At 42.7% G+C, this 25,914-nt stretch carries 26 protein-coding genes; 22 read left to right on the forward strand and 4 right to left on the reverse strand.

Features of this window, described 5'->3' with window-relative positions:
* Nucleotides 1-64: 64 nt before the first annotated feature.
* The 8 genes from def (at nucleotide 65) to MGG13_RS04785 (ending at nucleotide 8,862) form a co-directional block, all read left to right on the forward strand.
* Nucleotides 65-550 (forward strand): peptide deformylase, encoded by a 486-nt coding sequence (gene def / locus MGG13_RS04750; protein WP_133431001.1) that lies wholly within the window; start codon nucleotides 65-67, stop codon nucleotides 548-550.
* Nucleotides 543-1,469 carry a methionyl-tRNA formyltransferase gene (fmt, locus tag MGG13_RS04755; RefSeq protein WP_239035551.1) on the forward strand — a complete coding sequence of 309 codons (927 nt, stop codon included), beginning with the start codon at nucleotides 543-545 and terminating at the stop codon, nucleotides 1,467-1,469. Before def ends, fmt begins: the two co-directional genes overlap by 8 nt.
* Nucleotides 1,462-2,766 (forward strand): 16S rRNA (cytosine(967)-C(5))-methyltransferase RsmB, encoded by a 1,305-nt coding sequence (gene rsmB, locus MGG13_RS04760; protein WP_239035552.1) that lies wholly within the window; start codon nucleotides 1,462-1,464, stop codon nucleotides 2,764-2,766. Before fmt ends, rsmB begins: the two co-directional genes overlap by 8 nt.
* Nucleotides 2,766-3,857, forward strand: a complete 1,092-nt coding sequence (rlmN, locus tag MGG13_RS04765) for a dual-specificity RNA methyltransferase RlmN (RefSeq protein ID WP_133430998.1) — start codon at nucleotides 2,766-2,768, stop codon at nucleotides 3,855-3,857. The genes rsmB and rlmN overlap by 1 nt, the downstream gene beginning before the upstream one ends.
* A 5-nt stretch (nucleotides 3,858-3,862) precedes the next feature.
* Nucleotides 3,863-4,600, forward strand: coding sequence for a Stp1/IreP family PP2C-type Ser/Thr phosphatase (locus MGG13_RS04770; protein WP_239035553.1), 738 nt, complete (start codon nucleotides 3,863-3,865; stop codon nucleotides 4,598-4,600).
* Nucleotides 4,600-6,552: a Stk1 family PASTA domain-containing Ser/Thr kinase gene (pknB, locus tag MGG13_RS04775; protein WP_239035554.1), complete on the forward strand. Its 1,953-nt coding sequence runs from the start codon at nucleotides 4,600-4,602 to the stop codon at nucleotides 6,550-6,552. Before MGG13_RS04770 ends, pknB begins: the two co-directional genes overlap by 1 nt.
* Before the next feature lie 128 nt (nucleotides 6,553-6,680).
* Nucleotides 6,681-7,589 carry a hypothetical protein gene (locus MGG13_RS04780; protein WP_239035555.1) on the forward strand — a complete coding sequence of 303 codons (909 nt, stop codon included), beginning with the start codon at nucleotides 6,681-6,683 and terminating at the stop codon, nucleotides 7,587-7,589.
* A complete protein-coding gene (locus MGG13_RS04785; RefSeq protein WP_239035556.1) occupies nucleotides 7,582-8,862 on the forward strand; it encodes a cytochrome P450 in 1,281 nt (426 codons plus the stop codon). The genes MGG13_RS04780 and MGG13_RS04785 overlap by 8 nt, the downstream gene beginning before the upstream one ends.
* Before the next feature lie 37 nt (nucleotides 8,863-8,899).
* Here the strand turns inward: MGG13_RS04785 and MGG13_RS04790 are convergent, their stop codons facing one another.
* Nucleotides 8,900-9,205, reverse strand: a complete 306-nt coding sequence (locus tag MGG13_RS04790) for a rhodanese-like domain-containing protein (RefSeq protein WP_239035557.1) — start codon at nucleotides 9,203-9,205, stop codon at nucleotides 8,900-8,902.
* A gap of 142 nt (nucleotides 9,206-9,347) precedes the next feature.
* Here MGG13_RS04790 and MGG13_RS04795 point away from each other — a divergent pair, with 142 nt between their 5' ends.
* Nucleotides 9,348-11,351: a KUP/HAK/KT family potassium transporter gene (locus MGG13_RS04795; RefSeq protein WP_239035558.1), complete on the forward strand. Its 2,004-nt coding sequence runs from the start codon at nucleotides 9,348-9,350 to the stop codon at nucleotides 11,349-11,351.
* A gap of 37 nt (nucleotides 11,352-11,388) precedes the next feature.
* On the opposite strand, the gene MGG13_RS04800 is transcribed toward MGG13_RS04795, so the two are convergent.
* On the reverse strand, nucleotides 11,389-12,081 hold the full coding sequence (locus MGG13_RS04800) for an ABC transporter ATP-binding protein (protein WP_239035559.1): 693 nt from the start codon (nucleotides 12,079-12,081) through the stop codon (nucleotides 11,389-11,391).
* A gap of 1 nt (nucleotide 12,082) precedes the next feature.
* Nucleotides 12,083-13,102, reverse strand: a complete 1,020-nt coding sequence (locus tag MGG13_RS04805) for an ABC transporter permease (RefSeq protein WP_239035560.1) — start codon at nucleotides 13,100-13,102, stop codon at nucleotides 12,083-12,085.
* Between the two features lie 80 nt (nucleotides 13,103-13,182).
* Here MGG13_RS04805 and MGG13_RS04810 point away from each other — a divergent pair, with 80 nt between their 5' ends.
* The 5 genes from MGG13_RS04810 to MGG13_RS04830 are packed head-to-tail and all read left to right on the forward strand — an operon-like array spanning nucleotide 13,183 to nucleotide 17,343.
* Nucleotides 13,183-13,839: a response regulator transcription factor gene (locus tag MGG13_RS04810; RefSeq protein ID WP_239035561.1), complete on the forward strand. Its 657-nt coding sequence runs from the start codon at nucleotides 13,183-13,185 to the stop codon at nucleotides 13,837-13,839.
* Nucleotides 13,832-15,154: a sensor histidine kinase gene (locus MGG13_RS04815; RefSeq protein WP_239035562.1), complete on the forward strand. Its 1,323-nt coding sequence runs from the start codon at nucleotides 13,832-13,834 to the stop codon at nucleotides 15,152-15,154. The genes MGG13_RS04810 and MGG13_RS04815 overlap by 8 nt, the downstream gene beginning before the upstream one ends.
* Nucleotides 15,155-15,185: 31 nt before the next feature.
* Nucleotides 15,186-16,058, forward strand: a complete 873-nt coding sequence (rsgA, locus tag MGG13_RS04820) for a ribosome small subunit-dependent GTPase A (protein WP_239035563.1) — start codon at nucleotides 15,186-15,188, stop codon at nucleotides 16,056-16,058.
* Nucleotides 16,055-16,702 carry a ribulose-phosphate 3-epimerase gene (gene rpe / locus MGG13_RS04825; protein ID WP_239035670.1) on the forward strand — a complete coding sequence of 216 codons (648 nt, stop codon included), beginning with the start codon at nucleotides 16,055-16,057 and terminating at the stop codon, nucleotides 16,700-16,702. Before rsgA ends, rpe begins: the two co-directional genes overlap by 4 nt.
* A gap of 2 nt (nucleotides 16,703-16,704) precedes the next feature.
* A complete protein-coding gene (locus MGG13_RS04830) occupies nucleotides 16,705-17,343 on the forward strand; it encodes a thiamine diphosphokinase (RefSeq protein ID WP_239035564.1) in 639 nt (212 codons plus the stop codon).
* Nucleotides 17,344-17,390: 47 nt separating this feature from the next.
* Here MGG13_RS04830 and rpmB read toward each other — a convergent pair whose 3' ends face one another.
* Nucleotides 17,391-17,579: a 50S ribosomal protein L28 gene (rpmB, locus tag MGG13_RS04835; protein ID WP_133451977.1), complete on the reverse strand. Its 189-nt coding sequence runs from the start codon at nucleotides 17,577-17,579 to the stop codon at nucleotides 17,391-17,393.
* A gap of 198 nt (nucleotides 17,580-17,777) precedes the next feature.
* Between rpmB and MGG13_RS04840 the strand changes: the two genes are divergently transcribed.
* From MGG13_RS04840 to fabG, 8 genes are all read left to right on the forward strand, one after another.
* Nucleotides 17,778-18,152 carry an Asp23/Gls24 family envelope stress response protein gene (locus MGG13_RS04840; RefSeq protein WP_239035565.1) on the forward strand — a complete coding sequence of 125 codons (375 nt, stop codon included), beginning with the start codon at nucleotides 17,778-17,780 and terminating at the stop codon, nucleotides 18,150-18,152.
* 14 nt (nucleotides 18,153-18,166) lie between these two features.
* Complete coding sequence (locus MGG13_RS04845; RefSeq protein WP_239035566.1) at nucleotides 18,167-19,804, forward strand: DAK2 domain-containing protein; 1,638 nt, start codon at nucleotides 18,167-18,169, stop codon at nucleotides 19,802-19,804.
* A 168-nt stretch (nucleotides 19,805-19,972) separates the two neighbouring features.
* Nucleotides 19,973-22,009, forward strand: a complete 2,037-nt coding sequence (gene recG / locus MGG13_RS04850; RefSeq protein WP_239035567.1) for an ATP-dependent DNA helicase RecG — start codon at nucleotides 19,973-19,975, stop codon at nucleotides 22,007-22,009.
* 10 nt (nucleotides 22,010-22,019) lie between these two features.
* Complete coding sequence (locus tag MGG13_RS04855) at nucleotides 22,020-22,640, forward strand: class A sortase (protein WP_239035568.1); 621 nt, start codon at nucleotides 22,020-22,022, stop codon at nucleotides 22,638-22,640.
* 94 nt (nucleotides 22,641-22,734) lie between these two features.
* Nucleotides 22,735-23,304, forward strand: coding sequence for a transcription factor FapR (gene fapR / locus MGG13_RS04860; protein ID WP_420827907.1), 570 nt, complete (start codon nucleotides 22,735-22,737; stop codon nucleotides 23,302-23,304).
* Nucleotides 23,301-24,278 carry a phosphate acyltransferase PlsX gene (plsX, locus tag MGG13_RS04865; protein WP_239035569.1) on the forward strand — a complete coding sequence of 326 codons (978 nt, stop codon included), beginning with the start codon at nucleotides 23,301-23,303 and terminating at the stop codon, nucleotides 24,276-24,278. The genes fapR and plsX overlap by 4 nt, the downstream gene beginning before the upstream one ends.
* Nucleotides 24,271-25,164 (forward strand): ACP S-malonyltransferase, encoded by an 894-nt coding sequence (gene fabD, locus MGG13_RS04870; RefSeq protein ID WP_239035570.1) that lies wholly within the window; start codon nucleotides 24,271-24,273, stop codon nucleotides 25,162-25,164. The genes plsX and fabD overlap by 8 nt, the downstream gene beginning before the upstream one ends.
* Nucleotides 25,164-25,898 (forward strand): 3-oxoacyl-[acyl-carrier-protein] reductase, encoded by a 735-nt coding sequence (gene fabG, locus MGG13_RS04875; protein ID WP_239035571.1) that lies wholly within the window; start codon nucleotides 25,164-25,166, stop codon nucleotides 25,896-25,898. Before fabD ends, fabG begins: the two co-directional genes overlap by 1 nt.
* Nucleotides 25,899-25,914 lie beyond the last annotated feature (16 nt).

Raw genomic sequence — 25,914 nt, forward strand, 5'->3', positions numbered from 1 at the left:
TGCTTACAGAGTGTATGTTCCTTTATACTAATATGATGCATATAAAAGAGTAGGAGGTCTTATCATGACCGTTAAAAAACTAATTGATCAACAGCATGAACTGCTGCACCGCGAAGTTAAGAATGTCTCAAAATTTGATGATTCCCTGCGACAGCTGATTCTGGATCTGGAAGATACGATGTTTGAGTCAGACGGTGTAGGTATCGCAGCCCCACAGATTGGTGTGGATTTAAAAGTGGCTATCGTTGATATGGAAGAAGACGGTATTCTGCAGTTGATTAATCCTGTGATCACCCACTATTCAGAAGAGACAGAAGTAGATATAGAAGGCTGCCTCAGTCTGCCGAATGTATTTGGTGAAGTACCGAGAAGTGTTAAAATAGAACTGACGGGTAACGACTTAAAAGGGAACACAGTGGAAATGACCGCTTTTGATGATATCGCCCGAGTGATACAGCATGAGGTGGACCACCTGTATGGACACCTGTTTACAGAGAAGATGACACGAGAAATCAGTCCTGAAGAACTGGAGGAGATGTATCATGACTAGAATCGTTTTTATGGGAACACCTGATTTTTCAGGTCCTATTTTAGAAGCAGTTGCAGCAAATTATGATGTGGTGGCAGTTGTGACACAGCCCGATAAACCAGTGGGACGTAAAAAAGTACTGACACCGCCACCGGTTAAAGTGGTTGCTGAAGCGCTAGGCATCAAGGTCCTGCAGCCTGCTAAACTGACCGGTTCAGATGAACTCGCTGCCATTACCGCCATGCAGCCCGACTTGATTGTGACTGCCGCATACGGTCAGCTGCTGCCTGAAGAACTATTGAACGCTCCAAAGCTCGGCTGTATTAATGTTCATGCGAGTCTGCTGCCAAAATATCGCGGTGGTGCACCGATTCATTATGCTGTAATGAATGGTGAACAGGAGACGGGTGTCTCCATCATGTACATGGCGAAGAAACTGGATGCAGGTGATGTCATCAGTCAGCGCGCCATTACTATCGAAGAGACCGATAATGTCGGCACTCAGCATGATAAGCTGTCAGCGCTCGGCGTTAAACTGTTGTTAGAGACGCTTCCTTCTATTATTGCAGGGACTAATGATCGTACACCTCAGGACGAGAGCAAGGTCACTTTTGCGTCTAATATCAGCCGTGAAGACGAACTTGTGGCGTTTGACCGTCCGACGACTGAAGTCCATAACCATATTCGAGGTCTATCTCCGTGGCCGGTGGGTTATGCCAAGCTGGACGGTCAGAATATGAAGTTCTGGTCCGCAAGTCGTGCAGAAGGTCACGGAAACCCAGGTGAAATACTGCAGGCAGATAGAGATGGGCTGCTCGTTGCGACATCTGATGGTGCCGTCCTTCTGACAGAGATTCAGCCTGCAGGTAAGAAACGGATGGCAGCCGGAGATTTTGCTTCCGGCCGTAAAGACTTACTCGGGAAGGTGTTCAATGGATAAGAACGTCAGATATGTTGCACTTGAAATTCTGGATGATGTCCTGACTGAGGACGGCTATAGTAACTTGCTCATCAATGCTGCTATCAAGGAAGATAAAGTAGAAGAGAAAGACCGGGCACTTCTGACTGAGCTTGTCTACGGTACATTGCAGCACAAGCTGACACTAGAATATTATATAGAGCCTTTTATTAAAGCGAATCTAAAAGGCTGGATGAAGCGACTTTTAATGATGAGTGTCTATCAGGCTGTCTATTTAACCAAGATTCCAGACCATGCCATCATCAATGAAGCGGTGGAGATTACTAAGCGCCGGGGTTCTTATTCAGGTGCTAAGACAATCAATGCGATTCTCCGAAATTTTCAGCGAAGTGAATTGCGTTCACTGGATGAAATAAAAGATGATTTAAAACGTCTCAGCATTGAGACAAGCACCCCACTCTGGCTGGTCAAGCACTGGAAGACACATTTCGGGCTTGAAGTGACGCGTAAAATCTGCCAGAACCTGCTTGAACGTCCTGATACGAGTGTGCGTGTTAATACGACAAGAATGACGGTTGAGGATGCTATTAAGCGTCTTAAAGAAGAGGGTTATACAGTCAGACAATCAGACGTTGTACCTGAATGTTTGTTTATTGAAGGACCGCCGATTGTTCAGACGCGTCTTTTTAAGGATGGGCTTGTTTCTGTGCAGGATGCGTCCAGTATGCTGGTCGCACATATCATGAATCCAGAGCCAGGTGACACGATTCTTGATACATGCAGTGCTCCAGGCGGTAAGACTTGTCATATGGCAGAGAAACTGAACCAGACGGGTCACATCGATGCGCATGATATTCATGAGCATAAACTTGAACTGATTGATTTCAATTTACGCAAACTACGCCTGACTAACGTAGATATTTCACTTCATGATGCACGAGCGCCGTTCGATAGACAGTATGATAAAGTGCTGGTTGATGCACCATGCAGTGGGCTCGGTGTTGCGAAACGTAAACCGGAGATCAAATATGACAAGACTACAAAAGATATAGATAACTTATGGCCGCTCCAGCTGGATATACTGCGCAATGCGGCGGAAGCTGTCAAGCCGGGCGGACTGATGATATACTCAACTTGTACAATCGAACAGATGGAAAACGAAAATGTCGTCTACTCATTTATAAAAGAAAACAATAATTTCGAGATAGAACCGATTGAACTTGCAGGAGAAACACATAAAACACTGCAGATTCTACCGCATGACTTTAATGCTGATGGCTTCTTTATCGCGAAATTACGAAGAAAGGATGTGTCTTAATGGCACTGCTTGAGAAAAAGAAAAATAAATTTATGCCTAATTTTGATAAGCCGTCTATTTATTCACTGCAATTAGATGAACTGAAAGACTGGCTCGCTGACCATAGTCAGCAAGGCTTCCGTGCGAAGCAAATCTTCGACTGGCTGTATGTCAAACGTGTCTCTTCATTTGAAGAGATGACCAACTTATCTAAAGAACTGCGTGAGCTGCTGGAAGCAAACTTCGTCATGACAACGCTCAAAACAGTTGTTAAACAGGAGAGTAAAGATGGAACGATCAAGTTCCTTTTTGAACTGCAGGATGGCTATACAATTGAAACAGTCTTGATGCGACACGACTACGGTAACTCGGTCTGTGTGACGACACAGGTAGGCTGCCGTATCGGCTGTACGTTCTGTGCTAGTACACTTGGCGGCTTAAAGCGGAACTTAGAAGCAGGAGAAATCGTTGCGCAGGTGCTGAACGTACAGATGGCTCTTGATGCAACTGAGGAACGGGTCAGCCATGTTGTTATCATGGGTATCGGTGAACCATTTGAAAACTACGATGAAATGATGGATTTCCTGAAAATCATCAATCATGATAATGGTCTGAATATCGGTGCACGTCATATCACAGTCTCTACGTCAGGCGTCGTTCCACGTATTTATGACTTTGCGGATGAAGAACTGCAGATCAACTTTGCACTCAGTCTTCATGCAGCAGACAATGATGTCAGATCCCGTCTGATGCCTATCAACCGTGCCTATAATCTGGATAAACTGATGCCGGCAATCGAATATTACACAGAGAAAACAGGCCGTCGTATCACATTCGAATATGGCCTGTTTGGTGGGGTCAATGATCAGGTACAGCATGCAAGAGAACTTGCTAAACTCATTAAACATTTAAATTGTCATGTTAACTTAATACCTGTCAATCACGTACCTGAGCGAGATTATGTTCGTACGCCTAAAGAAGATATCTTCAAATTCGAGAAGGAATTAAAGCGTAATGGCATCAATGCGACCATCAGACGTGAACACGGCTCTGATATCGACGCGGCATGTGGTCAGTTAAGAGCAAAAGAACGACAAGAAGAAACGAGGTAAAGAGGATGGAGGCACGCTTTTTCACAGATGTAGGTCATACCCGTGAAAATAATGAGGATGCGGGTGGCATTCTGACAAATCATACAGGGCAGCAGCTGCTCATCGTCTGCGATGGCATGGGTGGTCATAACAGCGGAGAAGTGGCGAGTCATTTCGTAGCTACGCGTCTTAAGCAGATTTTTGAACAGGAAAATCTGATTGAGTTCAATCAGGCAGAGGACTGGCTGAAAAGCAGAATCTCTGAGATTAATCGTGAATTATACGATAAAAGTCAGCATGAAAAAGTGAATCAGGGAATGGGGACTACACTTGTTGCTGCCATGCTGTTCGACAAAAAAGTCATCATTGCCAATGTCGGAGACTCTCGCAGCTACTTAATCAATGAGCGCGAGATGAGACAGCTGACAATTGATCATACGTTTGTTCAGCATCTTGTCATGGCGGGCGAACTGACGAAGGAAGAAGCGGCTCAACATCCTCAGCGTAATATCATTACTAAAGTAATCGGCACAGACCGTACAGTGATTCCGGATATCTTTACTTTTCCGTTGTCTCGCTATGACTATCTGTTACTCTCATCTGATGGACTGACAGATTATGTGCCTGAAAATCAAGTGCATGACATCATCATGCAGGAAACGTCTCTAACAGATAAAGGCGAACGAATGATAAAGCTGGCGCTCGAGAGTGAAGTGAGAGACAATGTCTCATTTGTGCTTTGTAAACTCGGGGGTGTCTTTTAATGCTTGGCAAGATAATCAGTGAACGTTATCGTCTGACTCGATTAATCGGCGGTGGCGGTGCAAGTCAGGTTTATCTGGCTGATGACTTTATTTTAGATCATCAGGTGGCAGTTAAAGTCATCACCATACCGGCACATGATAAAGAGCGTGCGGTTAAACGTTTTGAACGTGAAGTAGAGAATGCCACGACGCTCAGTCATCCTAATATAGTTAAAGTGCTCGATGTAGACGAGGATGACCAACATTATTATTTAGTGATGGAATATATAGACGGACCGACTTTGTCAGACTATATTCAGGATAAAGACCGCCTTTCTGTTGAAGAAGCGATTTTCTTTACAAAACAGATCTTGAGAGGCATTGGCCATGCGCATCATCATATGATCATTCACCGTGATATTAAACCGCAGAATATTTTGATGACTCATGATCATGTGCTGAAAATCACGGACTTCGGGATTGCTCGTCTATTAAGTGAGACAGCGATGACGCAGACCAATCACATCATGGGATCTGTCCATTACTTATCACCTGAACAAGCTAAAGGCAAAGCGATAGATGAATCTTCTGATATATACGCGATCGGTGTTGTCCTTTTTGAGATGCTGACCGGCAAACCGCCGTTTGAAGGTGAATCAGCCGTCAGTATTGCAATCAAACAGATTCAGGAAGCCCTGCCGCTTGTCACTGACGTACGGGATGATGTTCCACAGAGTCTTGAGAATGTCATAATCAGAGCGACGATGAAGGACAAATACAGTCGTTACCGTACAACAGATGAAATGTACAACGACCTCGCGACTGTCTTAGATGAAAAACGAAAAGAAGAAGCGCTTTATACAGTAGTGGAAGACAAGACAATGGTCATGCCTGCTGTTCAGACGGAAGAAGAGACGAGACCAGAACCGAAGAAGAAAAATCGTTTTCTGCTGATCTTTCTGCCGCTCCTTTTTACACTGCTGATTTTAGGCAGTATAGCAGCATATATGTTGATGCCTAAATCAAGTTTTGTCCCTGATCTGACTGGACAGCAGCTGACGGATGGTGTAAAGATGCTTGAAGAGGAAAATCTCAGGAAAGGCCGCGTCATCAATGAGTTCTCTGACCAGTACGATGATGGCATGATTATCTCAGCCAATCCTTCAGTAGGTGAGAAAGTTAAGGAATACACTAAAATCAATCTGACCGTCTCTAAAGGCAAGGAGACTTTCAAAGTCAAAGACTATGTAGGTCAGAATATTGAAACCGTTAAAGAAAATCTATATAAGGCGGGCTTCGATAAAGTAAAAGTTCAGGAAGTTGAAAGTGATAAAGCTGTCGGCAAGATTCTGAGTCAGAATCTTGCTGAAGGAGAAGAAGTAGAACCTCGCAATACGACGATAGAATTTAAAGTCTCTAAAGGTCACGATGACATCTATGTCAATGATTATAGAGGTCAAGATTATCAGGTTGTGAAAGAGCAGCTGGAGTCACAAGGCTTTATTGTGACCGTAAGCGGTGAGACTTATGATAGTGAGATTGAAAAAGGGAAGATTCTAAGTCAGAGTGCGCTTAACTTAGCATTGCCTTATGGCTCAGCAATCAGTTTTGAGTTATCTAAAGGTAAAGACCCGCAAAGTGAAAAACCGACGACCGAAAAGCCGACAACAGAAGATCAGCCTGATGATCAGTCTGATAACAATCCGGCAATGGTTAAGAACTATACCTCTACGATTATTGTGCCATACGGTGGCAGCTTTGAAGGTCCGACAAGCGGCAAAGAACAGCGTGTTGAGGTCTTTGTAGAAGATAAGGATCATCAAATGACTGATGTTTATCAGACCATTTCAACTAATAAAAATCAGACCGTGACGATTCCCATGATTATTGAAGAAGGAAAATCCGGTTCTTATGTCATTAAAATCAATGGGAAAGTTTTCGAAAAAGAAACGATTAACTATGATGACATTTAATAAAGAGTGAAAACCATGCTGTTAGCTTTCATAGCTAATCACATGGTTTTTATTTTTTTAATCGATGGGATGCGTGAAAAGATTCATTTTAGGGTAGTAAATGATTGTGAGAGGATGGGGGGACAGCCATGTACGAATATGTCAATACATTTAAGGAAGTTAGGTCAATTCTAGAGGATCTTGGATTGAAAGATGATGCTATAAGTGATAACTATCAATCTGTCTTTAACAAACTCAATCCAAATCCATTTACTTTTCAGCAGGTGATGGTTGATTACCTGGCAGAGTTTAATCTGAAGTCTCTGGATTTTGTTGATCAGAGATACTGGTCAAACGGTATTCGTGTCAGACGAACGGGAGATGTTCTGATTGTCACGGCAGTGACGGCTGATAGAAGATTTGTCGTCGGCGACCGCATTACTCATCTGTCAGGCGATTCTATTGCCATGCTCGGAGAACGTTATCAGAAACTTTTATTTAATGAGCAGACAGATAGACAGGACTGGCATCCTATTTTGAAGAAACAGCATGAGGCAACAGTTCTGCGCGGCGATCAGATTTATACATTTGATTTAAAGGCATTTGAAGAAGAGGGCACATCGGAAGTTTTCGAACGTGATGGATTTACGGAAGTCATCGTGCACCATATTAGAGGTCTTTACCAGCTGGCAGACTTAAGAAAACCGCTGCTGATTGATTTACGGGATGCTTATGGTGTGGTTCCGGAAGAGCGGATCAATCATATGGCTGAGCGTTTTTCAGAGTCTGTATTCCTTGTTGATGGTATGACTAAAGGAAGTGCAGAACGACTGGCCGCTAAAATCAATAATCAGCAGCTGGTCGGTCAGGAGACATACGGTCAGGCTGAACGACTCAATAAACAATCGCTGGGTGAGCAGTTCTTCATCTATTCAGAAGGTAAAGATATGACGATTATACCGGGGACTGTGGTAGAATTGAATTACGAGACAGATATTGTCAGAGAAACTGCTATTCAATTATTAAAACAACTTAGAGGGGGAAATATCAATGGCTAAACGTATGCCGAAGGTTAAAGGACTCGATCAGACACTGACTGTTTTAAAGGAAGGTTATGAGTTTATACCCAGTCGTACAAAAGAATTAAATACAAATGTTTTTGAAATGAGAGTATTAGGCGGTAAGAAAGCCGTTGTCATCAGCGGTAAAGAAGCTGCTGAATTATTTTACGATAACGACAAGACAGAACGGTCTGGCACATTGCCGAAACGACTTGTAAAAACATTGTTTGGTAAAGGTGCTATCCATACAACAACAGGTGACAAACATAAAAACAGAAAGACATTATTTATGTCACTGATGACGGATAACAACCTTGAATATCTTCGTAAACTGACTCGCAACTACTGGTTTGAAGATACAGCACGTCTGCAGGCGATGGATCAGACTAACGTGTACCTTGAATCTACTCTTGTGTTATTAAAAGTTGGATTCCGTTTTGCTGATGTACCATTTGATACACCTGAACGCATGGAACAATATGCAAAAGATATGAATGCAATGGTGGATTCATTCGGTTCCATCGGGACAGCTTACAGTGGTTACAAACGTGCACTGAACGCGCGTGACCGTGTAGAAGACTACCTGGAGAAACAAATCATCGCGACACGTAAAGGTAAACTTTTCCCTGAAGAAGGCTCAGGTTTATACGAATTCAGTCACTGGAAAGATATGAACGGTAAACAGATGGATTCACGTCTTGCTGCAGTTGACTTAATGAATACGATTCGTCCGCTTGTAGCGATTAACCGTTTCATTTCATTCGGTGTACTGGCCATGCATGAATATCCAGGCGAACGTGCTCGAGTGGCGCAGAATGATAACAGCTATGCTTATAAATTTGCTCAGGAAGTCCGTCGTTATTATCCGTTCGTGCCTTTCCTGCCAGGTAAAGCGAAGAAAAATATCACGTTCGATGGCTATAAAATCGAAAAAGATACGATGCTTATTCTCGATATTTTCGGTACACTTCATAGTGAATCTTTATGGCAGAATGCAGAACAGTTCTATCCGGAGCGTTTTGAGAACTGGGACGGCAGCCCATTTGATTTAATCCCTCAAGGTGGAGGCGATTACTGGACAAACCACCGCTGTGCAGGTGAGTGGATGACTGTCATCATCATGGAAGAATCAATGAAATACTTTGCACGAGAAATCCAGTACGATATACCCGCACAGGACTTCACAGTGGACCGCACTAAATTACCAGGTCAGATCAACAGCGGTATGATTATTGAGAACATCCGCAATAACTTTGACCGTCGCCGTTAAAAAAAGCAAATCCGCAAACATCAGTTTGCGGATTTTTTTATTGTTCTATTTCACCGTGCCACTTATCCATGCCGCCTTCGACATTCGTCACATCGTAGCCTAGGTCATGCAGATAACGCGAAGCTTTCTCAGAACGCATACCTCGCTGGCAGATGACATAATAACTTGTATCTTTTTTCAATGAATCTGCACGTTCTTCCAGTTCAGATAAAGGGTAGTTAAACGCTTCTTTAATATGACCGGCAGCAAATTCTTCTTTTTCGCGGACATCTAAGACAACATCATCTGTGCCGACTTGAAGTGTTTCCTGCAATGCATCTGTTGTAACTGATTTAATTGTCATCAAAATCACCTCTAGATATTATTCTGTTTCTAAATTATTATACCCTGATGTGTTTACAATTATCCAAGATAGGGGATTGAACATTGTTTGCACTAGGCGTATGATATGGAAGTCAATTTAAATTAAACAAACGAGGTCGACTATGAAAACAGAAAATACGAGCAACCGTTTTAAACTGGCAATGATGCTTGTCGCTATAGGCATTGTTTATGGAGATATTGGGACATCACCCCTTTATGTCATGAAGGCTGTGGTCGAGACAAACGGTGGCATGGAAGCCATGACAGAACAATATATTATTGGCTGCCTGTCACTCATTATCTGGACGATTACGCTTCTGACGACGATTAAATATGTACTGATTGCAATGCGTGCTGATAACCACGGTGAAGGTGGTATCTTCAGTCTTTACACCCTCGTCCGTAAGAGACGGAACTGGCTGATTGTCCCTGCTGTCATAGGGGGTGCGGCGTTACTTGCTGACGGCATTTTAACGCCTGCTGTAACCGTGACATCAGCTATAGAAGGGATTCAGGAAATACCGGGTCTTAAAGATTCTCTCTTATCAGAGCAGAAATATATACTAGCAATTGTTATCACGATTATTACATTGATTTTCTTTGCACAGCGTTTTGGTACCGGCAGTATTGGTAAAATATTTGGACCTTTTATGCTTGTCTGGTTCAGTATGCTGGGTATCTTTGGCATTTTTAATCTGACTACGGACTTAACTGTGTTAAGAGCCCTTAATCCGCTTTACGGGATTGAGATTCTGTTCGATGACAGCAATAAGATGGGTCTGATGATTTTAGGGACGGTTTTCCTTGCTACAACAGGTGCAGAAGCACTGTATTCTGATATGGGGCACGTCGGTAAAGGGGCTATCTACCGGACATGGTCATTTGTTAAGCTCATGCTGTTACTGAACTATTTCGGTCAGTGTGCATGGATTATTGAGCGCGTTAAGACACGTGACTTTAAAGCGGGAGAAGTCATTAATCCATTCTTCCAGATCATGCCTGACTCCTTTATCTTTATCGGGGTAATGATTGCGACAGGTGCAGCCATTATCGCATCACAGGCACTGATTTCTGGTTCATTCACGTTAGTATCAGAAGCGATTCACTTACGTCTCATGCCTAAAGTGGATATTAAATATCCGTCGACCATTAAAGGACAGATGTACATCCCTTCTGTCACATTCTTTATCTGGTTACTCTGTATCATGGTCGTCCTTTACTTCCAGACATCTGTGCATATGGAGGCAGCTTACGGTCTAAGTATCACGGTGACGATGATGATGTCAACTATTCTTCTCTGGCACTATTTGATTCAGCGAAAGCACAATGCAGCAATTGTCACTTTAGTGATCGGCTTCTTCCTGATGCTTGAAGCGGCATTCTTTATTTCTAGTCTCGCAAAGTTTATGCACGGAGGCTATATTGCTGTACTGATCTCACTTGCAATCGCTCTCCTGATGGTGGTCTGGTATAAAGGTTATCAGATTAAAGATCGCAGAACATATGATATCAATGTAGATCTTTTTAAAAGACAGCTCGAACAGTTGTCGCAGGATAAGCGTTTTCCTAAATATGCTAGCAACCTTGTCTACTTATCTACCACAGCAGATATGAAAATGGCGGAAAAGCAGATTTTTAAATCTATTCTGGACGGTATTCCTAAACGTGCTGATATTTACTGGATAGTCAATGTCAAAGTGTCAGACCAACCATTCCAGGCTAACTATCAGATAGAAGACTTTGGTACGGATAATGTTTTTAAAGTGCAACTGATACTCGGATTCAGAATGCACCAGAACGTCAATCTCTACATCAAGCAGATTGCCGCTATGATGCTTAAAAAAGGCTGTATTCCTGAGCAACACAGAACATACGGTACGAACCCAACTCTTAAACTTGCAGACTTCACTTATATCATTCTGCAGGATGACCTGCCAATAGATGCTAAAATAGCTTGGCGAGACAGACTGATTGTTGAGACGAAAATCTTTATAAAGAAATTTACCGCTTCACCAATACGTTGGTTTGAATTACCTTCAAATGAAGTACATTATGAGACTGTTCCTATTTCTATGCCGGTCAATAAAGTGCCGACGATTAAACAGATAAAAAATATGAAGAAATAGAATAAGCCCGGTATCTTTCAGGATACTGGGCTTATTTTTAATTGAAAGTAGAAATCTGAGCAGTCTGATCGATGAGCTTACCATCATCAAGAATAAACAGGCGGTCTGCTTTAGAGAAAAGGCGCTGGTCATGGGTGATCATGATACAGACTGTATTTGATGATTTGACCCGTTTCTTCAGCATATCGACGACTTCTAGTGCCCGTTCCTTATCAAGACTGGCTGTCGGCTCATCAGCTAGTATCATCTTCGGTGCATTCATAAAAGCACGGGCAATTGCTGTCCGCTGCTTTTCACCACCTGACAGACGATTTGGATAGGCTTTAGAACGATGCTTCAGACCGAAATCCTCTAAAAGAATATCCGCTCTTTCTGAAGCTTCTTTAGCTGCCATACCGTTTTCTGTAGCGACAGCAGTCAGCTGATCTTTGACGTTTAAGTAGGGTAATAGATGTGAGGCCTGAAAAATAAAGCCGATATCACTTAAACGCATCGCAGTCATCTGCTGATCACTTAAAGAATTCCATGAACGGCCGTCCAGTAAAATTTCTCCTGAAGTAGGTGATAGCAGTCCGCCGATAATGGTCAGTAATGTACTTTTCCCGGAGCCTGACGGGCCATATAGAATAACAATCTCTCCGTCCTGTACATCAAGATTGACACCCTTTAGAACTTCCGTTGCTTGTTCGCCAGTGCCATAAGTTTTTGTGATTTCTTTGATTTGCAGCATATTATTCGCCTCCTAAAGCAAGTTGCGGATCTATACGAATGACTTTAATAAGTGACAGTAATGCGCCGATCAGTCCGACGACAAAGAATAATGCAGCGAGTATAGCAATAAGCTGATTATTTAAGAAGAACGGCATTGTGACAGGCAGCTGACTTGCAATCAGGAAAGTCAGACCGATAGCGACGGCTACACCGATTGTCGTGATGATCAGGATTTCGAGCAGTATCATGCCGGCAATTTTAGAGTTCTTGAAACCAATCGCTTTTAAAATACCGTACTCTGTTGTTTTCTGGATGGTGATGACATAGAAGAAAGCAGCGATCACTATAGCCGAAATGACAAAAAGAAAGATGACCATTAAGTTTAGAGGCATCTGTTCTGCTTCATAACTAGCGATTCCTTTTTTCAAGTCATCCTCTGAAATGACTTTAGCGTCTTTCAGACCCTCTACAGAATCTTGACTGACAAGAGCGATATTAGGCTTGATAGCAGGGTTGATTCGTTTGATTCCTTCTTCTGTCATATAACCTACAGCAGTGTGAGCATACATATTGTCTTTGACATAACCTGTTACTTTATAGTCGATATCTTTATTTTTGACTTTGATTGTATCGCCGATTTTAATATCATTCTGGAGATAATCATCAATTGCGACTTCATTTTTATTGGCCGGCATTTTCCCTTCAGTCACTTCAGGCTTGGCATCTTTCATGTAGACAGCAGCAATACCTGTATTGTTCTCAAAGGTCGCAAGCTGCATGGAAAGCAGCGGAATGTTATTTTCTGTTAATGTTTTAATGTCTTGCTCCGATAACTGTGAAGCAGTAAGAGAATTGTTGGCATCATCACTGATGACGTAATGGCTGCTGTTCAGCTCTTCAATCAGTGAGATATTATCTTTTCCAAGACCTTGTGCTAAACTTGAAACAAAGAGAACGAGAAAAGCGAGTAAGAAAAGAATCGCTGTAATCATGGCATATTTAAATTTGTAATATTTCAGTTCCTGCAGTGCAAGTTTCATGTGTATACATCCTTTCGTTGTTTGAATATATACTGATTATAGAAGTGTTATATGAACGGAATATGAACAGGAGGAAAAAGATGAAAAAAATATTAGTGGTAGATGATGAGCGTGCTATTCGTGAGATGGTAGAACGAGGGTTGAAACAATATGAAGTGCGACTCGCAGCAGATGGTGACGAAGCGGTCCGCATACTTGATCACGAAAAAATTGATCTTTGTATAGTGGATGTCATGATGCCCGGGATGGATGGTTTTGAGTTGTGTGACCATATCAAAACGTATTACAAGAAGCCGGTGATCATGCTGACAGCCCGGAGTGAGCTGAGCGATAAAAGATCTGCTTTTGAAGCTGGGACAGATGATTATGTGACGAAGCCGTTTCTTGTCGAGGAACTTGCGTTCAGAGTCAATGCCATATTGAATCGTTATCAAGCGCAGTCAGCACTTACTTTTGGACGTATGAAGCTGGATGTTGACAGCTATGAGGTGGTAGTCGAAGAGGATACCCTTTATCTGCCGCGAAAAGAGTTTGAGCTGCTTGCAGAACTTGTCAGGCTATCCCCTAAAGTGGGCACACGGGAACAGCTGATTGAGCATGTCTGGGGATTTGACTTTGAAGGTGACGAACGGACCATCGATGTGCATATCAAACGGCTGCGCAAGAGACTCTCCAACTATCCTGAATTCGAAATATTGACCGTAAGAGGTGTGGGTTATAAGGTGCAGCATGTTTAAGAAGCTGTCGACTCATTTTGTTGTTTCTACTCTTTTCACATTCTGTTTAAGCGCGCTTCTCAGCTTTATAATCGCCAATGTCTACTATCATCTATTTCTTAAGCCGTTGAATGATGACCGCATCACTCAGATTGTTGAAGAACAGAAACATTTTATAGAATCACATCCTGAGATTAAACCTGAGACTTTTTTCTCACAGATGGCTTCTCTGAATTTTCAGGTGATGACGGTGCATGATCAAGAGGTGGATTATTATGGTACCCCTTTTCGTGTCAAAAATCTGAAAGACAATCATGCTGGCATCTATCATGGTATTAAAGACCGGCCATTCAATTTATTCATCACGGGCTTCTTCGACAATGAGACGCGCAATACGGTCGGTATTGATATGCAGGTAGCAGGGGAGCATTATCGTGTCTATATCAGACCGGACGTCGGACAGAGTATGGGAGAATTTAGAATATTTCTGGCCATCTTACTCGTTTATATCTTAATTTTCACTGTATTTTTCATTATATTAAGTGCTGATTACTTTGTGAATCCGGTCAAGAAGCTACAGCAGTTTGCGAAGCGTATTCGTACCGGTGACTATAGCGACCAGTCTTCGATTACAAGACGCGACGAAATCGGTGAACTGGCTCGCGAGATGGAGGAGATGTCGAAAGCGATTCGTCATCATCAGGCGGTCAACGAGCGATTTGTAGCAAATGTCAGCCACGAAATTCAGTCACCTATCACTAACCTGATCGGTCTGACTGATCAGCTGGCAGACAACTACAACAGTGAAACGATAAAAGCCATTCAGCATCAGTCCAGACGACTTAGCGGACTGACTAAGCAGCTGCTGACACTTGCATCTATTGAAAATGAAGGCAACAGATTGCAGCTGAAAACATTTAATGGTAAGGATATGATGAAAGAAGTCATCAATACTTTCATGTATCAGCTGGATGAAAAAGAACTGCTGCTGACGACACATTTCGATGACAGCGAACTGACTGCACACAGAGCCCTACTGATGCAGCTGGTGACCAATCTGCTATCCAATGCGATTAAATATTCAAAACAGGAAGGTTCTATTGTGATTACGTTGAAGAATCAGGTTATCACTATTCAAGATGAAGGTGTCGGAATGGATGACAGGACGCAGAAGCACCTGTTTGAACGTTTCTTTAAATCAAAAAGCAACGAAGATCATGTGCCGTCAAATGGACTCGGGATGGCTATTGTCAAAGAGATAGCAGATCTTCACGGCTTCATAATAGAAGTGGATAGCACAGTGAATCAGGGGACGACTATTACAGTTATATGTTAAAATAGGACTAATTTAATGAAGAGGTGACTCAGTGAGAGAAGGATTAATCTATAAAGCGTTAAGTGGATTTTATTATGTAGAAAGTGCAGGAGAGAGCTTTCAATGCCGAGCGCGAGGTGTCTTCAGAAAAAAAGGACTCTCCCCGCTTGTTGGTGACAGAGTGAAGTTTCAGATAGAAAATGAGATTGAAGGCTATATCACGGAGCTTCTACCTAGAAAAAATGAACTCATACGACCACCTGTTGCCAATATCGATCAGGTATTGATTGTGATGAGTGCAAAAGAACCTGACTTCAGTCTTAACTTGATTGATAAGTTTCTGGTCATTGTTGAAAGTTATGATATCATGCCGAGCTTGATAGTGACGAAAAAAGATCTGTTGACTGAGAAAGAAGAAGCCGTCATTCAGGGCAAATTGGAATATTATCAATCTATCGGCTATTCGACACATCTGATTTCGAATCTGGAGGACCAGTCAGAGCTGCTTCATCTGCTTGTACCAGGCATCAACGTACTCTCCGGTCAGTCAGGTGTCGGTAAATCCTCTCTGATCAATGCGGTGCGCCCGGAATCGAATCTTGAGACCGGTGTCATTTCGAACGCGCTTAACCGAGGAAAACATACGACGCGCCATGTTGAACTTATTAGAACAAGCGAAGGTTATATTGCTGATACTCCAGGCTTCAGTTCCCTTGATTATGCGCATATCGACAAATATATGCTCAAGAACTGTTTTCCGGAGTTTGTCGCTGCGGCAGAAGAGTGTAAATATCGTGAATGCCTGCATGTCAATGAACCTAAATGTGCAGTCAAGTCGAGCGTGGGCGAGACGATTCTTCAGTCCCGTTACGACCATTATCTGCAGATGATGAATGAAATTGAAACAAGAAAGGTGAGATACTGATGAAAATAGCGCCTAGTTTACTGTCTTGTGACTTTACTGAATTGAATCAGGAAGTCAGACGATTAGAAGAAGCAGGTGCAGACTATCTGCATTATGATGTCATGGATGGTCGTTTTGTGCCCAACATCTCTTTTGGGCTGCCTATTTTAGAACAGCTGAGAAAAATAACGGATCTGACCATTGACAGCCATCTGATGATTGAAGAACCGGAGCGCTATATTGAAGCTTTTGCCGCGGCAGGCAGCGACATCATCACGGTTCATGTTGAAGCGACTCGTCACTTACATCGAGTGATCCAGCAGATTAAACAGACAGGCAAGAAAGCAGGTGTGACGCTGAATCCAGGTACGTGTATAGAGCAGCTGATGCCGGTGCTGCAGGATGTTGACCTTGTTCTTGTCATGTCCGTCAACCCGGGATTTGGTGGCCAATCATTCATCACAAGTATGGTTGATAAAATTCAGTTTTTGAATGATTACCGTATGCAGCATCAACTTGCCTTTGAAATAGAAGTGGATGGCGGGATAAATGAACATACAGCGCAGCTTTGCCGACAAGCTGGTGCAGATGTTCTGGTAGCAGGCTCATACTTCTTCAAACATGAAGACTATAAGACGCCGACATCTATTTTAAGAGGTGAATGACGATGGACTTACATCTATTATGTACAGCGCATAATTTTAATATGAAAACGATGGATGTCCTGAAACATGAAGACTGGATCGGTATTGATTACGGCGTCCTGATGCTTGTTGAAGCGGGCATCACACCTATTGCTGCATTCGGAGATTTCGATTCTCTGACTGAAGTACAACTTAAAAGAGTACAAGCTGAACTGGAAGTCGATGTGCTGCCGACTGAAAAGAATGAGACAGACCTTGAAGTGGGCATTCAATATGCACTGACGCTTGATTATGACCGGGTTTTCATACACGGTGCGACTGGTGGCAGACTGGACCACTTTCTCGGTAACCTGCAGACACTGCTGAACAAAGAAGTGGTGCTGTCCTCAAGCGAGTTCTTTATCGTAGATGACGACAATGTGATCCAAGTGCTAGCGACAGGCACCCATATTATACGGCGTCATGAGAATATGACATACGTCTCTTTTATACCGGTTGAAGCAGGTGTCGTTCTGACGATTCATGACTTGAAATATACATTACCCCGCACTCAGCTGGAAATGGGGACTACACGTACGGTTTCGAATGAATTTGTCAATGACCGTGCAGAAGTCATCGTTGAGAATGGTATGGTTTATATGATTCAAAGTAAAGATGCATAAAAAAAAGACCTTCCACACAAAGGTCTTTTTTCGTATCTATATATTCATTAAACGCGAGTGACTTTACCTGATTTAAGTGCACGAGCTGATACCCATACACGTTTAGGTTTGCCGTCCACAAGGATTCTAACTTTTTGTAAGTTAGCGTTCCAGCGACGTTTGTTCGCATTCATAGCGTGTGAACGGTTATTACCAGTCACAGCTTTACGACCTGTAACGTGACATACTTTAGCCATGTTATTTCCTCCTTTAATGACATATAGAGATACACTTATCTTTCTACACCATAGTAATTTAACACAATATGAAGGGCGATGCAACGATTTTATCGTCATTTCTCAATCTATCATTCTCATTTTTGCCACAATACTTGTATATGAAGGCGTTTATTGCTTATAATAACATGATGAATCAATTAAATGAGGAGGTTCCTTATGACTTTAGAAATCAACAACGAATACGGCAATATTGATATTTCAAATGATGTCATCGCTACAATTGCAGGCGGTGCTGCTGTTGAATGTTACGGAATCATCGGGATGGCCAGTAAACATCAAGTAAGAGATAATATCGCTGACATTCTAAGACGGGACAATTATTCTAAAGGCGTCATCGTCACGCAGCATGATGGTACACTCGCTGTAGATATGTACATTATTGTCGCGTACGGTACGAAAATCTCTGAAATTGCCAATAATGTGCAATCAGTTGTGAAATACACGCTAGAAAAAACACTTAATCTTAAAGTGAACTCAGTGAACATATATATCCAGGGCGTTCGTGTCATTAAACTGGATGAGGAAGAATAGGGAGGATCTTATTAATGAACAAAATCGATGGCAAGCTATTTGCTGAAATGATTGCTGCGGGGGCAAATAACTTATCACAGAATGCAGAGTATGTAGATTCTCTGAATGTTTTTCCTGTACCGGATGGTGACACAGGAACTAATATGAATCTATCAATGTCATCAGGCGCTAAAGAGACTAAAGAGCATATCGAAGCGCATATTGGTAATGTAGGGAAAGCTTTTTCAAAAGGGTTGCTGATGGGTGCGCGTGGTAATTCGGGCGTAATCTTATCTCAGCTGTTCCGTGGTTTCTCGAAATCTATTGAGTCATGTGAAGATATAGATGCGAAGAAATTTGCGAAAGCCTTTGATTCAGGCGTGAAAACTGCCTACAAAGCGGTGATGAAGCCTGTTGAAGGTACGATTCTTACAGTCGCCAGAGAAGCGAGTGAACACGCTACTGAAATTGCTAAATCGACAGATGACGTCATTGTAGTGATGGAAGCGATTGTTGAAGCGGGAAATGCTTCACTTAAACGTACACCAGACCTGTTGCCCGTCTTAAAGGAAGTCGGTGTCGTGGATAGTGGGGGTCAGGGACTCGTTTATGTTTACGAAGGATTTTTAGCAGTCATGAAAGGTGAAAAAATCGCTGAACCAGTTAATGTGAAAATGGACGAGAATTTCATCAATGACGATCACGATTTCGGAGATGTCGTTAAAACGGAAGATATTGTGCCGGGATTCTGTACTGAATTTATGGTGCGCTTCAAATCAGGCATGAAACCATTTGACGAAGATGAGTTTAGAAATGATATGGCAAACTTTGGTGACTCACTGTTAGTCATTTCTGATGATGAAATCGTGAAGACGCACGTACATTCAGAAACACCGGGTGAAGCCCTGACTTATGGAAGTCAGTACGGTGAAATCATTAAGATTAAAGTAGAGAATATGCGTGAACAGCATCGTGAAGTACTGCGAAAACGAGACAACAAGCAGAAAACAAAAGTCGTCGATCAAGCAATTATCACGATTTCAATGGGTGATGGAATTACTCAGCTCTTTGAATCAATCGGCGCGACACATGTCATCAGCGGTGGTCAGACGATGAATCCTTCGACAGAAGATATCGTCAAAGTGATTGAATCTTCAAAATGTAAAGAAGCTATTATTCTGCCGAACAATAAAAATATCATTATGGCAGCGGAACAGGCAGCAAGTGTCGTCGACATTCCGGTAGTCGTGATTCCAACAAAAACGATTCCTCAAGGCTTATCAGCACTTCTCAGCTATACGCCTGAAGCAAAGCTCGAAGATAATGAAGCAGCGATGGCTGAGGCAATCAGTCATGTGAAGTCTGGATCAGTCACTTATGCTGTACGTGACACTTCAATTGAAGGTGTTGATATCGCAAAAGGTGCATATATGGGTCTTTTTGAAAGCAAGATTAAAGTATCTGACTTTGATCAAGCTAAAGTATGCCAGCAGCTTCTGGATGCTATGATTGATGAGGATAGCGAAATTGTCACAATCATCACGGGAGAAGAAGCAGCTGAAGAACAGGTCACTGCTTTAACGGAATATATTGAAGACCGCTATGAAGATGTGGAAGTGGAAGTTCATCAAGGTCAGCAACCGATTTACAGTTTTATATTTGCTGTTGAATAGTTGATTATGAAGAAGCTGTTTCTTAACGGAACAGCTTTTTTCTGTTGTTCCTTCAATAAGTGTTCTTTTTACGGTAAATAAGAACTGAATAATCCTTTTAGACTGATCGTGATGATTATGTCATAATGGGCATAAGATTAAGGACAATGATGCATAAAGAGGGATAGCATGACAAAACAACATCTAATTGAAACAGAACGACCGCTGACGGACCTTAAAGGGGTGGGGCCTCAGACAGTCCTGAAACTTAATGATCTAGGACTTTTTACGATGAGTGATTTGATTATGCATCTACCTTATCGGTATGAAGATGAGACAGTAATCAATATCAATGAAGCAGCTGATGGTGACAAAATAACGGTCACAGGAGAAATTTACAGTATGCCCCGCATCAGCTATTTTGGGCGCAGCAAGTCCAAGATGATGTTCCATATGTTAGTAGACGGTGTCGCTATCCGAGTTGAATACTTTAATCAGCCATATATCAAACATCAGGTCACTTTAGGAGAGACGGCGACAGTAACAGGTAAATGGCAGCGATCCAAACAGATTCTTCAAGGAACAAAATTCAGCAAGGAAGTCGCTTCAAGTGAAAATGCGCTTGTCCCTCAGTATAGCCTGAAAGGTTTAGTGAAGCCCAAGCAGTTTCAGAAGTTTGTCCAGCAAGCATTTCAGTCGACAGAAATCACACCGATGATACCCGGATATCTGATGGATAAATATAAACTCTGGGATTTAAAAGAATCACTCGAGACTCTGCATTTCCCGCATGATTATCATTCACTGAAGCAGGCGAAGCGGACTTTCGCCTTTTGTGAGCTGTTTCTTTTTCAGCTGAAAATGCGGATGTTGAATCAGACAGAACATGCAGCAGGTCTGTCTGTCAGCATTGACTATGATATCCAGGCAGTCAGAGCCTTTATTGAGACATTGCCATTTGAACTGACAGATGCTCAGAAAAATGTGGTGAACGAAATTTTCCGTGATATCAAACTGCCGATGCGGATGAACCGGCTGCTGCAAGGAGATGTAGGTTCAGGTAAGACGGTCGTTGCAGCAATCGCGATGTATGCGCTTCTCACTGCTGGTTATCAAAGCGCCCTCATGGTACCGACAGAGATACTAGCGGAGCAGCATGCAGAGAGTCTGGCAAGTCTCTACGGTGATCAAGTACGCGTCGCACTTCTGACGAGTTCTGTCAAAGGAAAAAGACGGCGAATTCTGCTTGAGCAGTTAGCAGCTGGTGACATAGATGTCATTGTCGGGACTCACGCATTAATTCAGAACGAAGTCATCTTTCACCGGCTAGGACTGGTTATTACAGATGAACAGCACCGCTTCGGCGTCAATCAGCGTAAGAGGCTGCGTGAGAAAGGGGATGACGCAAATGTTCTCTTTATGACGGCGACACCTATTCCTAGGACACTCGCTATCTCTGTGTTTGGTGAGATGGATGTCTCAAGTATCAAGGAACTGCCTAAAGGACGAAAACCGATTAAGACATCGTGGGCTAAACATGAAGAAATGAGCACAGTTCTTGCACAGACGAAAGAGGAAATCGCTAAAGGTCATCAGGCATATGTGATCTGTCCTTTAATCGAAGCGTCCGAGAAACTGGACGTTCAGAATGCCGTTGAGATTTATGAAACCTTTAAAAATCATTTCGGTGAACGTGTCGGCCTCCTTCATGGTAGAATGTCTTCAGAAGAAAAAGATGAAGTCATGGAAAAGTTCAGCCGCCATGAACTGGATATTCTGGTTTCAACAACCGTTGTTGAAGTGGGCGTGAACGTCCCTAATGCGACAATGATGATGATTATAGATGCAGAGAGATTCGGTCTGTCAACATTGCATCAGCTGCGCGGGCGTGTGGGACGTAGTTCACACCAGAGTTACTGTGTGCTGATCAGCAATCCTTCTACTGAAACCGGAATAGAGCGTATGCAGATCATGTGTCAGACGACAGATGGTTTCCTATTGTCAGAGAAGGACCTTGAAATGCGGGGTCCCGGGGATTTTTTCGGCATTAAACAAAGCGGTCTGCCTGACTTTAAAGTTGCCAATATAGTGGAAGACTATCGCATGCTCGAAGTCGCACGTGACGAAGCGAGTGAAATCATACTGAGTGGTAAAATCGATGAACCTGAGAATATCTGGTTGAAGAAAAGAATGATGCTGGAAGTCAGTGCACTCGAAATTGATTAGGAGATGAAAAATGAGGATTTTTTATAGAATTTTAGGCGTATTATTAATCGCTGCTGCTGTCATCATGTTTTTCTGGCAGGATATACGTACGTTAGTCACTGATCAGGTTAATGATAAAATCATTCAGGCCTATCAAAAGAATGAAGCAACTCCTGAGGTCAACGATCTGGAGAAATGGATCACAAAAACAGAACCAGATAAACTGAAACTGACTGAAGACATGCTCGGCTACCTGAAAATACCGGCCGCAGATATTAACGAGCCCCTTTTAAAAGGACCGGCCACCCAAGCCAATCTAAAAAACGGTGTAACACTCGTTGAAGAAGGTGAGCAGCTTACTGAACAGAATATTGCGATTGCCGGTCACCGAGTGGAAGGCGCGGGTATCCGTTTTAACTATTTAGACCGAGTGAAAATAGGGGATGTTGTGACCATTCTGACGCGTAACAGTAAGAAAAACTACAAAATATATCAAATTTATGATGTGAATCCTTCTCAAGTAGATGTATTGAAAGAAAATAAAGGCCAGCCACAGGAACTCACGCTCATCACTTGTGACAGCTATAATCCGGAAACTTTATTGTTTGAAAAAAGAATGATTGTTAAAGCGCGTATCATAACAACGACTTAAGCTCCTTTATAGGAGCTTTTTTAGTTATTGATTAACAAAAAGCAGCAAGTTATGATAGACTAATTAAGACCAACTACTAAAAGGATGTCCTAGTATGAAAAGAATGATTAAAACAGATCGTCAGAATCAGCTTGTGTCAAAACTTCGAGACAATCCATTTTTGACTGATGAAGATTTAAGTGAAGCGTTCGGAGTCAGTATTCAGACGATACGTCTGGACAGACTTGAGCAGAATATCCCTGAACTTCGTGAGAGAATCAGAGGCGTTGCGGTTCAGCACCATGATGAAGTTAAGGCGTTACCTCTCGATGAAGTCATCGGTGAGATTATTGAACTGCAACTGGACAAGGTGGCTATTTCAATACTCGATATTCAGGAGGAACATGTTTTTCATCGCAATCAGATTGCACGAGGACATTTTCTTTTTGCTCAGGCCAACTCACTCTGTGTTGCGCTGATCGATGATGAGCTGGCATTGACTGCTTCAAGCGAAGTGAAGTTCATCAAGCCTGTTAAACTCGGTGACCGTGTCGTGACTAAAGCAGTACTGATAGAGAAACGGAAGAAACGTGCGACAATCGAAGTAGAGAGTTCTGTTCAGCACCAGCAAGTATTTAAAGGCCGTTTTGTAATGTATTACTTTGGTGAAGGAGAAGAGCAATGATTAAAATAGCAGTAGATTTGATGGGTGGCGACAATGCACCTGATATAGTTGTAGAAGGAATTAAGCAGTTTCTTGATCAAGATCCGGATGTTGAAATTCTGTTATTCGGTAATGAGAAATATGCGTTTCAGCATGAACGTGTGAAATTTCAGCACTGTACAGAAGTGATTACGATGGAAGATGAACCCGTTCGTTCAATTCGTCGTAAGAAAGATGCTTCCATGGTGCGCATGGCTGAAGCAGTTAAATATGGTGAAGCTGATGCTTGTGTATCAGCAGGTAACACTGGGGCATTGATGTCTGCTGGACTTTTTATCGTTGGTAGATTGCCTGGTGTAGAGCGTCCTGCCCTAGCGCTGACTTTGCCGACTATTGATGATAAAGGGTTTATACTGTTGGATATGGGGGCGAACGCAGATGCGAAGCCCGAACATCTTGCACAATATGCACAGATGGGCTCTATTTATGCCAAGTCTATCCGTAAAATTACAAATCCGACTGTAGGACTACTGAATATCGGAACAGAAGATAAAAAAGGTAATGCGCTGACAAAAGAGACTTTTAAATTACTTTCTGAGCAGAACACCATTAATTTTAAAGGCAATGTTGAATCAAAAGCATTGCTTCTGTCAGCAGCCGATGTTGTGGTGACTGATGGCTTTACTGGCAATATGGTCTTAAAGACTCTGGAAGGTACGGCAACGAGTATTTTCAGGATGCTGAAGCAGGAGCTGATAAAGAATCTGAAAAATAAACTTGCGGCCGGTGTCTTAAATAAGGATCTGCAAGGCATTAAAGGCAAGATGGATTATGCTGAATACGGTGGAGCCGTCTTATTTGGTTTAAACGGTATCGTTATCAAAGCTCATGGTTCATCAGACGCACGTGCTTTCTATAACGCACTGCGTCAGGCAAAGGAATCTGTAAAGGAAGGTGTCGTTGAAGCAATGAGAAAAGAGGTGTCACATGACTAAGCGGGTGCTCATGTTTCCGGGACAAGGTTCGCAGAAACTTGGAATGGCTGGCGATTTAAAAGAATCCGTGACTGCATTGACACAACAGCTGGATTTTGATGTTGCTGATATTATGGCTAATGATGAAGCCAGACTCAACTTAACAGAATATACGCAGCCGGCTATTGTCAGTCACAGTGCGGCGCTTATTGAACGGTTCAAAGGTGATTTTGACTACACAATCGGTCACAGTCTCGGTGAATATGCGGCGCTTGTCGCAAGCGGTGTAATTCGTGCAGAAGATGCTGTTCAGATTGTCGCAAAACGAGGTCAACTGATGGCGACTGCTTTTCCAAAAGGCGCTGGTTCAATGGCAGCTGTACTCGGCCTTGATATTGCTGAAGTCGAGGCACTCTGTCAGGAGATTTCTACAGAGGATGCAGTGATTGAGCCTGCAAATATCAACTGCCCAGGTCAGATTGTAGTATCCGGTCATCAGTCTAAAATTGATGAACTTGTGAAGAATGGTAAGGCACTCGGTGCAAAAAGAGTGTTACCACTCAATGTGTCAGGACCTTTTCACTCTTCAATGATGAAAGTCATAGAAGCGGAATTCAGTGAGTTTATTGATGGATTTGAATTTCAGGATGCAAAAATACCTGTTGTCCAGAATGTGTCTGCAGCGCCTGAAACAGATGCAGTGATTATAAAACGTCAGTTGATTGAACAGCTTTATTCACCGGTGCGTTTTGAACAATCTATAAAGAACCTCATCGATGCGGGTGTCACTGAATTTGTTGAGATTGGTCCAGGTAAAGTGTTGGGTGGATTAGTGAAAAAAATCAGTCGTGAGGTTACTATATCGTCAGTTGAAACAGTAGAAGATTTAGAAGGGTGGAATGATTAATGGCTACAGCACTCGTAACAGGTGCATCGCGCGGCATCGGACGTGCAATTGCACTGCAGCTTGCTGAAGACGGTTATGACATTGTTGTCAATTATGCCGGCAGCAAAGATAAAGCGGAAGCAGTTGTCAAAGAAATCGAACAGTTAGGACGGAAAGCTGTTGCGATACAGGCTAACGTCGCGAATAAAGAAGAAGTACAGGACATGATCAAGACTACAATTGAATCATTCGGTTCTATTGATGTCGTTGTCAACAATGCCGGGATTACCCGCGATAATTTGATGATGCGTATGAAAGAACAGGAATGGCAGGATGTCATCGATACGAATCTGACAGGGGTTTTCAATGTTGTGCAAAGTGTAACACGTCAGCTGCTCAAACAGCGTGCAGGTACCATCATCAACGTCTCCAGTATCGTCGGTTCTATCGGTAATGCCGGGCAGGCCAACTATGTTGCAGCAAAAGCAGGAGTAGAAGGTCTGACCAAGACATTCGCCAGAGAACTCGCATCACGTAATATCACTGTCAATGCAATTGCACCAGGTTTTATCGTCTCTGATATGACAGATCAGCTGAGTGAAGAACTGCAGAACGGTATGAAAGCGCAGATTCCGCTTGGTAGATTCGGAGATGTGTCAGATATTGCGCATGCCGCTAGCTTTTTAGCGTCTGATAAGGCAAAATATATGACAGGCCAGACCATTCACGTCAATGGCGGCATGTTCATGAACTAACATTTCAAGGAGGTGA

Origin of the sequence: Macrococcus brunensis (assembly GCF_022343725.1) — a bacterium.
In the GTDB taxonomy this organism is placed as follows: domain Bacteria; phylum Bacillota; class Bacilli; order Staphylococcales; family Staphylococcaceae; genus Macrococcus; species Macrococcus brunensis.

Bases quoted from the DNA above. Each gene is read 5' to 3' on its own strand.
- def (WP_133431001.1), top strand. From the start codon at position 65: ATGACCGTTAAAAAACTAATTGATCAACAGCATGAACTGCTGCACCGC.
- fmt (WP_239035551.1), top strand. From the start codon at position 543: ATGACTAGAATCGTTTTTATGGGAACACCTGATTTTTCAGGTCCTATT.
- rsmB (WP_239035552.1), top strand. From the start codon at position 1,462: ATGGATAAGAACGTCAGATATGTTGCACTTGAAATTCTGGATGATGTC.
- rlmN (WP_133430998.1), top strand. From the start codon at position 2,766: ATGGCACTGCTTGAGAAAAAGAAAAATAAATTTATGCCTAATTTTGAT.
- MGG13_RS04770 (WP_239035553.1), top strand. From the start codon at position 3,863: ATGGAGGCACGCTTTTTCACAGATGTAGGTCATACCCGTGAAAATAAT.
- pknB (WP_239035554.1), top strand. From the start codon at position 4,600: ATGCTTGGCAAGATAATCAGTGAACGTTATCGTCTGACTCGATTAATC.
- MGG13_RS04780 (WP_239035555.1), top strand. From the start codon at position 6,681: ATGTACGAATATGTCAATACATTTAAGGAAGTTAGGTCAATTCTAGAG.
- MGG13_RS04785 (WP_239035556.1), top strand. From the start codon at position 7,582: ATGGCTAAACGTATGCCGAAGGTTAAAGGACTCGATCAGACACTGACT.
- MGG13_RS04790 (WP_239035557.1), bottom strand. From the start codon at position 9,205: ATGACAATTAAATCAGTTACAACAGATGCATTGCAGGAAACACTTCAA.
- MGG13_RS04795 (WP_239035558.1), top strand. From the start codon at position 9,348: ATGAAAACAGAAAATACGAGCAACCGTTTTAAACTGGCAATGATGCTT.
- MGG13_RS04800 (WP_239035559.1), bottom strand. From the start codon at position 12,081: ATGCTGCAAATCAAAGAAATCACAAAAACTTATGGCACTGGCGAACAA.
- MGG13_RS04805 (WP_239035560.1), bottom strand. From the start codon at position 13,102: ATGAAACTTGCACTGCAGGAACTGAAATATTACAAATTTAAATATGCC.
- MGG13_RS04810 (WP_239035561.1), top strand. From the start codon at position 13,183: ATGAAAAAAATATTAGTGGTAGATGATGAGCGTGCTATTCGTGAGATG.
- MGG13_RS04815 (WP_239035562.1), top strand. From the start codon at position 13,832: ATGTTTAAGAAGCTGTCGACTCATTTTGTTGTTTCTACTCTTTTCACA.
- MGG13_RS04830 (WP_239035564.1), top strand. From the start codon at position 16,705: ATGGACTTACATCTATTATGTACAGCGCATAATTTTAATATGAAAACG.
- rpmB (WP_133451977.1), bottom strand. From the start codon at position 17,579: ATGGCTAAAGTATGTCACGTTACAGGTCGTAAAGCTGTGACTGGTAAT.
- MGG13_RS04840 (WP_239035565.1), top strand. From the start codon at position 17,778: ATGACTTTAGAAATCAACAACGAATACGGCAATATTGATATTTCAAAT.
- MGG13_RS04845 (WP_239035566.1), top strand. From the start codon at position 18,167: ATGAACAAAATCGATGGCAAGCTATTTGCTGAAATGATTGCTGCGGGG.
- recG (WP_239035567.1), top strand. From the start codon at position 19,973: ATGACAAAACAACATCTAATTGAAACAGAACGACCGCTGACGGACCTT.
- MGG13_RS04855 (WP_239035568.1), top strand. From the start codon at position 22,020: ATGAGGATTTTTTATAGAATTTTAGGCGTATTATTAATCGCTGCTGCT.
- fapR (WP_420827907.1), top strand. From the start codon at position 22,735: ATGAAAAGAATGATTAAAACAGATCGTCAGAATCAGCTTGTGTCAAAA.
- plsX (WP_239035569.1), top strand. From the start codon at position 23,301: ATGATTAAAATAGCAGTAGATTTGATGGGTGGCGACAATGCACCTGAT.
- fabD (WP_239035570.1), top strand. From the start codon at position 24,271: ATGACTAAGCGGGTGCTCATGTTTCCGGGACAAGGTTCGCAGAAACTT.
- fabG (WP_239035571.1), top strand. From the start codon at position 25,164: ATGGCTACAGCACTCGTAACAGGTGCATCGCGCGGCATCGGACGTGCA.